The 12910-nt window shown below is 65.4% G+C and carries 13 protein-coding genes; 6 read left to right on the forward strand and 7 right to left on the reverse strand.

Annotation, left to right across the window (positions count from 1 at the left end; all coding sequences use genetic code 11):
* Window positions 1-20 precede the first annotated feature (20 nt).
* Genes ABLE71_RS20080 through ABLE71_RS20090 form a run of 3 tightly spaced genes read right to left on the reverse strand, consistent with a single transcriptional unit; the run spans window position 21 to window position 4236 of the window.
* Window positions 21-1889, reverse strand: coding sequence for an ABC transporter ATP-binding protein (locus ABLE71_RS20080; RefSeq protein ID WP_348785257.1), 1869 nt, complete (start codon window positions 1887-1889; stop codon window positions 21-23).
* On the reverse strand, window positions 1886-3757 hold the full coding sequence (locus ABLE71_RS20085; protein ID WP_348785258.1) for an ABC transporter ATP-binding protein: 1872 nt from the start codon (window positions 3755-3757) through the stop codon (window positions 1886-1888). Before ABLE71_RS20085 ends, ABLE71_RS20080 begins: the two co-directional genes overlap by 4 nt.
* Before the next feature lie 44 nt (window positions 3758-3801).
* Window positions 3802-4236: a hypothetical protein gene (locus tag ABLE71_RS20090; protein ID WP_348785259.1), complete on the reverse strand. Its 435-nt coding sequence runs from the start codon at window positions 4234-4236 to the stop codon at window positions 3802-3804.
* A gap of 286 nt (window positions 4237-4522) precedes the next feature.
* Between ABLE71_RS20090 and ABLE71_RS20095 the strand changes: the two genes are divergently transcribed.
* Window positions 4523-4978 (forward strand): tRNA (cytidine(34)-2'-O)-methyltransferase, encoded by a 456-nt coding sequence (locus ABLE71_RS20095; RefSeq protein ID WP_348785260.1) that lies wholly within the window; start codon window positions 4523-4525, stop codon window positions 4976-4978.
* A 116-nt stretch (window positions 4979-5094) separates the two neighbouring features.
* On the forward strand, window positions 5095-5538 hold the full coding sequence (gene soxR / locus ABLE71_RS20100; RefSeq protein WP_348785261.1) for a redox-sensitive transcriptional activator SoxR: 444 nt from the start codon (window positions 5095-5097) through the stop codon (window positions 5536-5538).
* Between the two features lie 50 nt (window positions 5539-5588).
* Here the strand turns inward: soxR and ABLE71_RS20105 are convergent, their stop codons facing one another.
* On the reverse strand, window positions 5589-5846 hold the full coding sequence (locus ABLE71_RS20105; protein WP_348785262.1) for a hypothetical protein: 258 nt from the start codon (window positions 5844-5846) through the stop codon (window positions 5589-5591).
* Window positions 5847-5957: 111 nt separating this feature from the next.
* Here ABLE71_RS20105 and hemF point away from each other — a divergent pair, with 111 nt between their 5' ends.
* The 3 genes from hemF (at window position 5958) to ABLE71_RS20120 (ending at window position 9213) form a co-directional block, all read left to right on the forward strand.
* Window positions 5958-6872, forward strand: a complete 915-nt coding sequence (gene hemF, locus ABLE71_RS20110) for an oxygen-dependent coproporphyrinogen oxidase (RefSeq protein WP_348785263.1) — start codon at window positions 5958-5960, stop codon at window positions 6870-6872.
* A 117-nt stretch (window positions 6873-6989) separates the two neighbouring features.
* Complete coding sequence (locus ABLE71_RS20115; protein WP_348785264.1) at window positions 6990-8756, forward strand: DEAD/DEAH box helicase; 1767 nt, start codon at window positions 6990-6992, stop codon at window positions 8754-8756.
* Between the two features lie 271 nt (window positions 8757-9027).
* Window positions 9028-9213 (forward strand): DUF1059 domain-containing protein, encoded by a 186-nt coding sequence (locus ABLE71_RS20120; protein ID WP_348785265.1) that lies wholly within the window; start codon window positions 9028-9030, stop codon window positions 9211-9213.
* Window positions 9214-9225: 12 nt separating this feature from the next.
* On the opposite strand, the gene ABLE71_RS20125 is transcribed toward ABLE71_RS20120, so the two are convergent.
* The 3 genes from ABLE71_RS20125 to ABLE71_RS20135 are packed head-to-tail and all read right to left on the reverse strand — an operon-like array spanning window position 9226 to window position 11743.
* Entirely contained in the window at window positions 9226-10485 is a 1260-nt protein-coding gene (locus tag ABLE71_RS20125) for a CCA tRNA nucleotidyltransferase (RefSeq protein ID WP_348785266.1), read from the reverse strand.
* Complete coding sequence (locus tag ABLE71_RS20130; RefSeq protein ID WP_348785584.1) at window positions 10482-11114, reverse strand: CoA pyrophosphatase; 633 nt, start codon at window positions 11112-11114, stop codon at window positions 10482-10484. Before ABLE71_RS20130 ends, ABLE71_RS20125 begins: the two co-directional genes overlap by 4 nt.
* Window positions 11114-11743 carry a DUF1285 domain-containing protein gene (locus ABLE71_RS20135; protein ID WP_348785585.1) on the reverse strand — a complete coding sequence of 210 codons (630 nt, stop codon included), beginning with the start codon at window positions 11741-11743 and terminating at the stop codon, window positions 11114-11116. The genes ABLE71_RS20130 and ABLE71_RS20135 overlap by 1 nt, the downstream gene beginning before the upstream one ends.
* Before the next feature lie 150 nt (window positions 11744-11893).
* Between ABLE71_RS20135 and ABLE71_RS20140 the strand changes: the two genes are divergently transcribed.
* Complete coding sequence (locus tag ABLE71_RS20140; RefSeq protein ID WP_348785267.1) at window positions 11894-12901, forward strand: MoxR family ATPase; 1008 nt, start codon at window positions 11894-11896, stop codon at window positions 12899-12901.
* The last annotated feature ends 9 nt before the right edge of the window (window positions 12902-12910 follow it).

A 12910-nucleotide genomic window follows, 5' to 3' on the forward strand; every position in this document is an offset into this window, starting at 1 on the left:
CGACAATGCTCGACCTCGACCTATTCCGCGGCCAGCCGGTCGCCCAGGAAGCCGCCCGACTGGCGCTTCCACAATTGCGCATAGAGCCCGCCCTGTGCAAGCAGGCTCTCATGCGTGCCTTCCTCGACGATCCGGCCCTCGTGCAGCACGATCAGCCGGTCGAGCGCGGCGATGGTCGACAGCCGGTGCGCGATGGCGATCACGGTCTTGCCCTCCATCAGCCGGTACAAATTGTCCTGGATGGCCGCCTCCACCTCCGAATCCAGCGCCGAGGTCGCCTCGTCGAGGATCAGGATCGGCGCGTCCTTCAGCATCATGCGCGCGATCGCGATGCGCTGGCGCTGCCCGCCAGACAGCTTTACGCCGCGCTCGCCGACCTGCGCCTCGTAACCCTTGCGTCCTCGCGGATCGGCGACGTCCACGATGAAGTCGTGCGCCGAGGCGCGCTTGGCCGCGTCCTCGATCTCGGCCTGCGTCGCGCCCGGCTTGCCGTAGCCGATATTGTCGCTGATTGCCCGGTGCATCAGCACCGCATCCTGGCTGACCACGCCGAATTGCGCGCGCAATGAAGCCTGCGTCACCGAGCGCACATCCTGTCCGTCGATCAGGATGCGGCCGCCTTCGACGTCGAAGAGCCTGAGCATCAGATTGACGGCGGTCGTCTTGCCGGCGCCGGACGGCCCAATCAGCGCAACCCGCTCGCCCGGCCTGATGTGGAGGTTGAGGTTCTCGATGACGCCCTCCCCCTTGCCGTAGTGGAACGTCACGTTCTCGAGGCGAATGTCGCCCTTGGCACGCGGCAGCACCATGGCGTCGGCCGCGTCGCGGATCGCCGGTTTCACCGAGATCGTGCGCGTGGCGTCCTGCACGGTGGCGTAGTTGCGCACCAGCCCGTTGATGTTGAACATCATCCAGCCCGACATCTGGTTCAGCCGGAACACCAGCGCGAGCGACGCGGCGATGGCGCCGGTCGAGATGCCGCCGCCCGTCCACCTCATCACGCAGAGCGCGGCGACCGTGCTCATCATGACGCCGTTGAGCAACGCAATGGCCGAGCGCACCGTCGTCACCGCCCGGGTCAGCCGGAACACGGCGGCGAGGAAGTTCTCCAGCCCGTCGCGCACATAGGCGTGCTCGCGTCTTCCGCTGTCGAACAGCTTCACCGACATGATGTTGGTGAAGGCGTCGACCAGCCTGCCGTTGAAGACCGAGCGTTCGTCGGCCGTGGCGCGCCCGGCGTTGCGCATCTCCGGCAGCAGGAACCATACGATGCCGACATAGCCGAGGAACCACAGCGCGACCACAAGCCCCATCCACGGATCGACCGAGACGAGGATGGTGATCGCCAGCACCATGAAGGTCAGGAACGACCAGAGCGTCTGCAGCACGTTGACGATGAAATCGCCAACCGCCTCGCCCCCCTGCATGATCTTGGTCGCGATGCGGCCGGCGAAGTCGTTCTGGTAAAAAGCGTAGGGCTGTTCGATGACCCGGCGGAACGACTGCCAGCGTACCATCGAGAAGAAGGCCGGCACGATCATCTGCTGCTCGACGACCGCCGCGCCGATCATGACCAGCGTGCGCACGACGAGCAGCAGCACAAGCAGACCGATCAGTTCCGGCCAGTGGTCGGCGAACAGCGTGTGCGGGCTGGAAGAATCGAGCAGGTCGATCAGCCAGCCGACCGACCAGTAGAGGGCGGCATCCACCGCGCCGGCGAGGCCCCCGACGATCAGCAGCAGCAGGAACGGTCCTTTCGCCTGCTTCGCGAAATAGAGGATGAACTGCCAGGCGTCCTTCGGCAACACCTCGCGGTCGGTGTCGTGGAACGCGTCGATCGCGCCCTCGAATCGTCCCCACAGCCTTTCCCGGAAGTCGCCGTCGCTCATTCCGCAGCAATCTCTTCGGGGGCCTTAGGTTCCGGTGCCGTTTCATCGAGCAGAAAGCCGCCTGACTGCCGCTGCCAGAGCTGCGCGTAAAGGCCGCCCTTTGCGACCAGCTCTTCATGCGTGCCGTCTTCGACGACGCGGCCCCCGTCCATGACGACCAGCCGGTCCATCGCCGCGATGGTGGAGAGCCGGTGAGCGATGGCGATCACCGTCTTGCCCTCCATCAGCCGGTAGAGGTTTTCCTGGATCGCCGCCTCGACCTCGGAGTCCAGCGCCGAGGTCGCCTCGTCGAGGATCAGGATAGGCGCGTCCTTCAGCATGACGCGGGCGATCGCGATGCGCTGGCGCTGGCCGCCCGACAGCTTCACGCCGCGCTCGCCGACATGCGCGTCGAAGCCTTTCCTGCCCTTGGGGTCGGCAAGGGCAGCGATGAAATCGAGCGTTTCGGCCCTTCGCGCCGCCTCGAGCATCATGTCCTCGCTGGCGTCAGGCCGGCCGTAAAGAATATTCTCGCGCACCGAGCGGTGCAGCAACGACGTGTCCTGCGTCACCATGCCGATATGAGCGCGCAGGCTGTCCTGGGTCACCGCGCCGATATCCTGCCCGTCGATCAGGATCCGGCCGCTCTCGAGGTCGTAGAAGCGCAAGAGCAGGTTGACCAGCGTGGACTTGCCGGCGCCCGAGCGGCCGACGATGCCGACCTTCTCGCCGGGCCTGATGGTCAGCGACAGATCCTCGATGACGCCTTTGCCCTTGCCGTAATGGAAGCGTATCCCCTGGTACTCGATCCCGCCTTCCGGCACGACGATGTCCTTGGCGCCCGGTCTGTCCTCGACCAGCCGCGGCAGCGAGATCGAACCGATGCCGTCCTGCACCGTGCCGATGTTCTCGAACAGCGCCGAAACTTCCCACATGATCCATTGCGACATGCCCCAGAGCCTGAGCACGAGGCCGATGACGACTGCGACCGCGCCGATGGTGACGGCGTCGCCGAGCCACAACCAGATCGACAGCGCGCTGACCGAAAACAGCAGCAGCGAGTTCATGACGTAGAGAAGGCCGTAGAGGCCGGTGACCAGCCGCATCGATCGGTAGACCGTGGCGAGGAACTCGCTCATCCCCTCGCGCGCATATCCGGCCTCGCGCCGCGCGTGCGAGAAGAGCTTCACCGTCTGGATATTGGTGTAGCTGTCGACGACGCGGCCGGTCATCATCGAGCGGGCATCGGCCTGCTGTTCCGCGACCTTGCCGAGGCGCGGAATGAAATAGCGAAGCAAGAAGAAGTAGCTGAAGAGCCACACGACCAGCGGCGCCGCGAGTCGCCAGTCCGACGAACCGACAATAAACAGCATGCCGAGGAAATAGACGATGACGTAGTTGAGGACGTCGATCAGCTTGATGACGCATTCGCGCACGGCCAGCGCGGTCTGCATCAGCTTGGTGGCGATGCGGCCGGCGAACTCGTCCTGGTAGAAGGTCATCGACTGCTTGAGCAAATAGCGGTGCACGTCCCAGCGGATGCGCATCGGGTAGTTGCCCATCAGCGTCTGCTGGTGGAAAAGCGACTGCAGGAACGCCATCGACGGCAACAGCACGACGACGACGAACGCCATGCCCGCGAGCTTCCAGCCCTCCGTCTCAAGGAAGGTCTCGCGGTTCTGGACCGACAGCCAGTCCACGATCGAGCCCAGGAACCCGAACATCCACACCTCGGCGAGCGCGATCGCGGTGATCAGCAGGCCCGCCCCGGCGATGTAGGGCCAGGCGCCGCGCGTATAGTGCAGGCAGAAGGCGACAAGCGTCTTCGGCGGCTCCACCGGCTCTTGCGGCGGAAACGGGTCGAGGCGGCTTTCAAACCAGCGTAACATCGCATGCTCTTTCAAAAAACGAGATACCGGTGGCCGCGCCGCGATCAGGCGGCGCGATCCCGATTCTTCTTGCCGGCCGTTGCCGCCGGGTTCCCGGCGTCGTCCGATTCCCGTTCGGTCGGCCAAACATAGGACTTTCGCCCGGCTTCGCCGAGTGCCTCCATGCCGACTGCTGACTTTTCCGGTTCCCTGAAGGCAGCGCCTACGGGCTTCGCCGCCTTGCCGATCCGCCTCGCGAGCGATCGGAACAACCGCGCGATCAGGCCCGGCCGGCGCGGAGCCGGCTCGGCACGGGAAAGGTCGACGTCCGGCAGCATGCCGCGGTGCGATCGGCGACGTGGACCGTAACCGCTCCTGTTCTGGCCCAGCGCCATTGCCCATGCGGCCAGACGCGCTTCATCCAGCCGGATCGGCTCGTCACAGTCGCGTATCAAAAGTATGTGCGGACCACGCCGTCCGCGTTCGGGTCTGAAAAACATCGCAAGAATCCTTGGAGAACCTGGAAATGGTTTCCGGCGGAAATCGCGATCAGCTTCTTGATGGTATGTCTAAAGCGTCGAACCGATTCCGCCTTTAGGCGAAACCCCATCGGGTGGGGCGGTGGATATCTACGGTCATCATGAATTCCATATCCGCCTCCGCTGGTTCGAGTTGACAATGGCGCCGCTATAATCGCATTCCCCAGTGATCGCCACCCCGAAAGTCCGGACGCCGTCACTCTCCTGACAACTGTGGCCGTCATGCAACGCGCACCCGGTGAGCCGCTTGGCTTCGTTCCGCATCGCCCTCTACCAGCCTGATATTGCCGGCAACACCGGCACCATTCTGCGCATGGCAGCCTGCCTCGGCGTCGCAGTCGACATCATCGAACCGGCCGGCTTCGACCTCTCCGACCGCAACCTCCGGCGGGCCGGCATGGATTATCTCGAAATGGCGGCGCTGACCCGGCATGTCGACCTCGACCGCTTCGAGGAGTGGCGGCTCGCCGACGGACGCCGGCTGGTGCTGTTCTCGACCAGGTCTGGACAGGCCTACACCGACTTCGCCTTCGGCGGCAGCGATGTCCTCCTTTTCGGCCGCGAGTCCGCAGGCGTACCGGATCATGTTCACGGCCTGGCGGATGCGCGCCTGACCATCCCGATGCCCGGCGGCGGCCGCAGCCTCAACCTCGCGCTCGCCGTTGCCATGGCGGCCGGCGAGGCGATGCGCCAGCTCGGCTAAGGTCGCATCGATCTTCGCCTGCCCTTCGCGTCGTCGCATCGTCCGATCCTCCCGTTTGCATGTCGACGGTTGCCTTGCAAAAACCTCAACTAAAGTCTAGGTCAAGCGGTGTTTCCATGCTGAAGGAACTTTCAGTCGGCGAAGTGGCCAAACGCAGCGGCGTCGCAGTGTCGGCGCTGCACTTCTACGAGCAGCGTGGGCTGATCCGGTCGAACCGCACCGGCGGCAACCAGCGCCGCTACGGCCGCGACGTGCTGCGCCGCATCGCCGTCATCCGCGTCGCGCAGGAGGTAGGCATTCCGCTCGCCGAGATTGCCACGACCCTCAATTCCCTGCCCGAAGGCCGCACCCCGACGCGCGACGACTGGGCAAAGCTCTCCACTGCATGGCGTGACGATCTCGACCGTCGCATAGAACAGTTGCGGAAGCTGCGCGACGGTCTGACCGACTGCATTGGCTGCGGCTGCATGTCGATCGATGTCTGCCCGCTGCGCAATCCAGAGGACCGGCTCGGCAGACGAGGCCCGGGAGCAAGGCGGCTGATGGCGTCAGGGAGCTAGGGTTGTTGAGAAAGGCAGTCAGGCCGGCCTCACGCGAATATCGACGGAGCCTAATCCGCCGCCGGCAGCCTGCGGATGGTAAACTCGATCACGTCGCCCGGCCGCTCGAACCAGCTTTCGATCTCGGTCCAGTAGGCCTGTTTCGGCCAGCGGTCGAACCATTCCCTGGCCTTGTCGCGAGCATCGGTCCTGGGCAGCACGAATGTTTCGCGCAAAAAGCCGTCACGCGGATTCAGCGCGCGTTCGGCGCGGGAGCGGTCGAGCCGCTTCTTCAGGCCGTCGAGCGGCGGTCTGGCCGGGGTACGCATGCACGAACTCCTTGACCCATCCACATAACAGATTAGGGATCGCCCGAAAAAATACGAGTCCTCAAATCACAAGTCTCCATCCCTCCCCGCGCAATAGAGAGCCGCGTCCGCATGGAACGACCAGACATACCGGCCGGCCTGCCCGCCGACATCGAGGACAAGAAGAGCACCGCCCGCGGCTGGTTCGAGGCGCTCCGCGACACGATCTGCGCCGGCTTCGAGAGGATAGAGGACGACGTCACCGGCCCGCACGCGTCGCAGGCTGCCGGCCGCTTCGAGCGCACGCCCTGGCTGCGGGATGGCGGCAGTGGTGGCGGCGGGACCATGTCGATCATGCATGGCCGCGTCTTCGAGAAGGTCGGCGTCCACACCTCGACCGTTTTCGGCGAGTTCTCGCCCGAGTTCCGCAAGCAGATGCCCGGCGCCGAGGAAGACCCGCGCTTCTGGGCGTCGGGTATCTCGCTGATCGCGCACCCCTGGAACCCCAACGTGCCGGCTGTTCACATGAACACGCGTTTGGTCGTCACCTCGCGCTGGTGGTTCGGCGGCGGCGCCGACCTGACGCCCGTGCTTGACCGCCGCCGCACCCGGGACGATCCCGACGCGGTGGAGTTCCACGCCGCCATGCGCGAGAGCTGCGAACGGCACGCCGAAGTCGCCGACTATCCGCGCCTGAAGGCCTGGTGCGACGAGTACTTCTTCCTCCCCCACCGCAACGAGCCGCGCGGCATAGGCGGCACGTTCTTCGACTGGCAGCACTCGCCGCCGGAAAAGGGCGGCTGGGAGGCGGATTTCGCGTTCGTGCAGGATGTCGGCCGGTCGTTCCTTGCGATCTACGACACCCTCGTGCGCCGCAACTTCAACAATGACTGGAGCGAGGCCGACCGCGAGGAGCAGCTCGTCCGCCGCGGCCGCTACGCCGAATTCAACCTTCTCTACGATCGCGGCACGATCTTCGGCCTGAGGACCGGCGGCAACGTCGCCTCCATCCTCTCAAGCCTGCCGCCCGCGGTGAAATGGCCCTGAAGTGGCCCCCCCTCGCATTGACGCGATGGCCGCCAGCGTTTAGGGGATGCGCTATTGTCGACGCGCGGCCAGATCAAGCAGCCCGCCGCCTCCGACAGCCCCAGAAGAAAGTACTCCGTGACGATCCTCACGAAAATTGTTCCGGCATTGGCCGGGGCGCTTGCGGCGCGTGGCTACGAGACGCTGACCGCTGTCCAGACGGCCGTCCTTGCGCCGGAAGCCGCCGGCGTCGACCTTTTGGTCTCCGCCCAGACCGGCTCCGGCAAGACCGTCGCATTCGGCATCGCAATCGCGCCGACCCTGCTTGGCGGCGAGAACCGCTTCGACAATGCCGGCGCGCCGCGTGCCTTGATCATCGCACCGACGCGCGAACTCGCCATACAGGTCCGCCGCGAATTCGAATGGCTCTACAAGGACACCGGCGCGCGCATCGGCTCCTGCGTCGGCGGCATGGACATGCGCCAGGAGCGCCGCGCGCTGGAACAGGGAGTGCATATCGTCGTTGGCACGCCCGGCCGGCTGCGCGACCACATCACGCGCGGCTCGCTTGATATCTCGCAATTGCGCGCCGTCGTCCTCGACGAGGCCGACGAGATGCTTGACCTCGGCTTTCGCGAGGATCTCGAATTCATCCTCGCCGCAGCGCCTGCCGAAAGGCGTACGCTGATGTTTTCCGCGACGGTGCCCAAACCCATTGCGATCCTTGCAAAGCGCTTCCAGCGCAACGCCTTGCGCATCACCGCATCGGGCGAAAGCGACCAGCACGACGACATCGAGTACCGCACCATCCTGGTCGCGCCTGCGGAGCGCGAGAACGCCATCATCAATTCCCTGCTCTATTTCGACGCGCAGAACGCGCTCGTCTTCTGCGCCACGCGCGACGCCGTCCGCCATCTTGCCAGCCGTCTCGCCAATCGCGGCTTTTCCGTCGTTTCGCTGTCGGGCGAACTCAGCCAGGCCGAACGCACCAATGCTCTGCAGGCGATGCGCGATGGACGCGCGAGGGTATGCGTGGCGACTGACGTGGCGGCGCGCGGCATCGATCTGCCCAATCTGGACCTGGTCATTCACGCCGATCTGCCGAGCAATCCGGAGACCCTCCTGCATCGCAGCGGCCGGACCGGCCGCGCGGGCCGCAAGGGCATCTGCGCGCTGATCGTGCCATTCCACCGCCGCGGCAGCGCCTCGCGCCTGTTGAAACTGGCAAAGCTTGAGGCAACCTCCCAACCCGCACCCGGCCCGGCCGAGATCGACAGAAAGAACCGCGAGCGAATCCTGGCCGATCCGTCCTTGTCCGAGGCGGCCGGCGACGATGAAACCGGTTTCGCTCGCGAACTCCTCGCCGCCTTCAGCGCAGAACAGATCGCAGTGGCGTTCCTGCGCCAGCAGCTTGCATCGCGGCCGGCGGCTGAAGAACTCTCCGAAGCGCGGGCCCCGGTCTTCGACCCCGCCAAGGGCGAGCGGCCGGACGCACGCTTCGAGAACGGCGTCTGGTTCTCGATATCGGTCGGCAGAAAACACCGGGCGGAACCGCGCTGGCTTCTGCCGCTGATCTGCAAGGCTGGACACGTCACAAAGCGCGAGATCGGATCGATCCGCATCCTCGACACCGAGTCCCGTTTCGAGATCATCGCAGACCGGGCGGAGGGCTTCGCGGCTGCCGTGCTGCAGCACGGAACCGGTGAAAAGGGTGTGGTCATCCAGCGCGCTGACGACAGCGCAAAAACCGAGACGCCGGCCGGCGCCTGGGCGAAGAAGCCGCATCGCAAGGGGCCAACGAGCCGTGCGCCGAAGCCCGGCCCAGACGGCCCGCCGAAAGATCGGCCCCAAGAGAAGTTCAAACCGAAAAAATTCAAGCCGAAGAAGCGCCCAGCCAGGGCATAACGGTTCGTCGCTACGCCGAGAGATGCCTTGCGGCGGACAGCCGCCATCGCCTCTGCCACGATCGTGCCGCAAAGCCGGAAATTGGTGTCGGCAGCAAGGTAGGACGGACGAGGCCCGCATTCCAGCCTTCAGGCGGTCTTGGGCAACCTCTTGCCCCATTCCGTGTTATGGTTCTCCTTGGAGCGTCGAACCGATAAATGCCAATCGGTTTTCGGAAATCGATGCTCGATAACTGGCGACAGCAAGAAACAACAAGAAAAGGAGGAAACCGATGAAGGAATTCCATTGCGGTTCCCTGGTACCGGGCTGCGACTGGCATACGCGCCACGAGGAAGAGGCCGAGATCATGCGCCGCGCCGCCGAGCATATACGTCACACGCATGGCGAGACGGTGATTCGCGAGACGATGATCGAAGCCATCCGCTCCCGCATCGAGAAAGTCCGCCACGCGGCCTGATTCAAGCTTGATTCAGGGCAGGCCAGCAGCGGCGCGTTCCAGCAACGCGCCGCTGTCGAGCCCGAATCCGGACTCGACCCACTCCTCTTCCAGCCGCTTCAGGAGCTTTCCCATGTCCGGCCCGGCTGGCATGCCGAGCGCCTGAAGGTCGGCGCCCTTGAGCGGGAATGTCGGCGTCGTCCATTTCTCGGCGAATTTCAGCAGCCGCGAGTAGCCGCCGGCTTCGACCAGCGCGCCGTCGTTCTCGACTGCCCGGCTCCGGGCCGAGGCCAGCGAAAGCCGCAACCGGTCGACGATGGGCTGACGCCCGGCGCGGTAGAGCGTCTTCCCCAAATCGCTTTCGGCGCAATCAGGCTTGAGTTTCGGCGCCCGCGCCCAGGATCGCAGCCGCTCGGCCTCCGCATTCGACAGCTTCAGCCGCTCGGCCAGCACCCGCACCCGCTCCGCGTCCGGTGGCACGACCGCTTCGAGCCTCAGCATCGGATCGACCTCCCAGCCGAGATCGCGCTCGGCAGCAACCAGCCCGTGGATCGCGTCCATGCCCCATTTCTCGCTTTCGGGCAGCGCCTTTGTCAGCACGCCGGCTTGCCGCATCCACAGCAGCGTCCGCGACGGATCGCGGGCCGCGAGCAGTTTCTTGAGTTCCGCCCAGACGCGCTCCGCCGACAGTTGGTCGAGCCCGTCCTTCAGCCTGGCGCAGGCCTTCAGCCCCTCCGCGTCCGGGCGGCCGGAGCCGTACCAGGCGAAGAAGCGGAAGAAGCGCAGGATGCGCAGATAGTCTTCGCGGATGCGTGTCTCTGCGTCGCCGATGAAGCGCAGCGTCCGGCTTTCAAGATCGGCCAGCCCCCCGACGAAATCCACGATCGTTCCATCCGCCTCGGCATAGAGCGCGTTGATGGTGAAGTCGCGCCGTTCCGCGTCGGCCTTCCAGTCGCGGCCGAACACGACCCGTGCCCGCCGCCCGTCCGTCTCGACATCGGCGCGCAGCGTCGTGACCTCGTGCCCCGCGCCGCCAGCGATGACCGTCACCGTGCCGTGCTCGATTCCGGTCGGGACCACCTTGAAGCCCGCCGCCTTTGCGCGGCGGATCGTCTCCTCGGGCGTCGTGGTCGTGGCGATATCCACGTCCGCCACCGCTTGGCCGAGCAGCGCATTGCGCACCGCGCCACCGGCGATCCGAGCCTCATCGCCGCCGGCGTTGAGCGCCGCCAGCAGGCGCTGCAGATCCGCATCCTGCAGCCAACCGGCGCCGGCGATCGAAGCGCCGCTCACAGATAGAGTCTTTCGTAGAGCGTGCGGATGATGCCCGCGGTCACGCCCCAGATGCGCTGATCGCCATAGGGCATGTCGTAGAACACCCAGAGCTGCTTGTTAAACTCGCGGCTGTTCTGCGTGTGGTTGGCCGGGTCCATCAGGAAGCGCAGCGGCACCTCGAAGGCCGCATCCACCTCGTGTTCGTTGATCGACAACTTGAAGCCCGGCCTGACGATCGAAAGCACCGGCGCGATGCGGTAGCCGCTGCCCGACACATAGTCCGGCATCCGCCCGATGATCTCGACATGGCTGGCGTCCAGTCCGATCTCCTCCTGCGCCTCGCGCAGCGCCGCCGCCTCGGGCGAGACGTCGGTCGGATCGATGCGCCCGCCCGGAAAGGCCACCTGCCCCGAATGGCTGGTCAGCTTCTCCGCCCGCTTGGTCAGGATGACAGTCGCTTCCGTGCCATGGTCGACCACGGGAATGAGCACAGCCGCATCGCGCAACTGCCTCGGTTCAGCGACGCGCGGATGACCGGGATTGAAGCTGTGGTCGCCATAGTCGAAATCCTCGTGCGGTCCGCGATCGATCGCGACGCGCAGGCGGAAATCCTCGGCCGAGAATAGCGCGGTCTTCAGGTCGCCCATCATGCGGAAAGCCGCTTTAGTCTTTCGGCCGGCATGATCGGATAGGTCACGCCATTGGAGCGTACCGCAAACATCGTGCGGCCACCGACCTCGATCTCCTCGCCATGCCCGACGAGTTCGTACATGACCGGCCGCGCCACGAGCGCCTCCAGGCGCCCGCGCACCAGCACATAGGGCTTCAGTCCGCCCGTCTTGACCTCGTCGACGAAGCGCAGCGGGTGCTGCGGCCCGGCCTCGACCACGTCGCCGACATTGGTCCGGAAGGTGATCGCTTGGTCGTCGCCGGCACCCGACACATTCATCTCCACCGCCACGAACGGCGCGTCGACCACCCTGATTCCGACTTTCTCCACCGGCGTTACCAGATAGGTCTTGCCATCCGCGTCCTTGCGCAGGACGGTCGAGAAGAGCTGCACAAGCGGCATCCGGCCTATCGGGGTGCCGAGATAGAACCAGGTGCCGTCAGCCCTGATCTCCATGTCGAGGTCGCCGCAGAAGTCGGGGTTCCAGCGTTCGACCGGCGGCAGGCCCTTACCGGCACGGGAAGCGCGCGAGATCAGCGCCGACAGCCCGGCCGTGTCCGCGGCGGCTGCCAGACCGGTTTGGGAAGAATTGTTCTGATCGGCCATGGTCACGAAATAGTCACTGTTGTTCCGCTTGTCAGCCGGGGTGAGTGATTTAAGTTCAGCCTATTAGCGCCGCCAAGCATCGAGTCGCCGCGGTGCGAAGGCGTTTTCCGGCTAAACTGACGTGCCTCCGGACAGACCCAGGAACTCCGCATGAGCATCATGATCAAGCAGACCCCGCTGAGCGAGCAGGAGATGGTCGCGGAGGCCGAAAAGGCCCTGGCAGACATTTCCCGCATCAGGCAGGGCGTCGGCAAGGTCATCTTCGGACAGGAAAGCGTGGTCGAGCGCACGCTCGTTGCCCTACTCGCCGGAGGACACGCGCTGCTGGTCGGCGTTCCCGGTCTCGCCAAGACAAAGCTGGTCGAGACGCTCGGCATCGTGCTCGGCCTCGACGCCCGTCGCATCCAGTTCACGCCCGACCTGATGCCGTCCGACATTCTCGGCTCCGAGGTGATGGAGCAGGACGAGCATGGAAAGCGCTCCTTCCGCTTCATCTCGGGTCCGATTTTCGCCCAGCTCCTGATGGCCGACGAGATCAACCGCGCGAGCCCGCGCACCCAGTCGGCGCTGCTTCAGTCGATGCAGGAATATCACGTCACGGTCGCCGGCGCGCGCCACGACCTGCCCTCGCCCTTCCATGTGCTGGCGACCCAGAATCCGCTCGAGCAGGAAGGCACCTACCCGCTGCCGGAAGCGCAGCTCGACCGTTTCTTAATGCAGATCGACATTCTCTATCCCGAAATCGATGCAGAGCGGCGCATCCTCATCGAAACAACCGGCGTCGAGGACGGCAAGGCCGAGAACGTCCTCAACCCTGTCCGGCTGAAGGAGATACAGACCCTCATCCGCCGCATGCCCGTGCCCGAAAGCGTCGTCGAGGCGATCCTGAAGCTCGTCCGCTCCGCCCGCCCCGGCCAGGGCAATGCCGAGACCGACAAGAACGTCGCCTGGGGTCCCGGCCCGCGCGCTAGTCAGGCGCTCACGCTTTGCGCCCGCGCTCGCGCTCTCTACGACGGGCGTCTGGCGCCGTCGATCGACGACATCCATGCGCTCGCCGAGCCGGTCCTCCAGCACCGCATGGCGCTTACCTTCGCCGCCCGCGCCGAAGGCATGACCGTCCGCGACGTCGTGGCGAAGCTGGTCAAAGCGCAGGGGTGACGGTGGCCG

This window comes from Mesorhizobium sp. KR9-304, from assembly GCF_040049215.1.
Classification (GTDB): Bacteria; Pseudomonadota; Alphaproteobacteria; order Rhizobiales; family Rhizobiaceae; genus Mesorhizobium_K.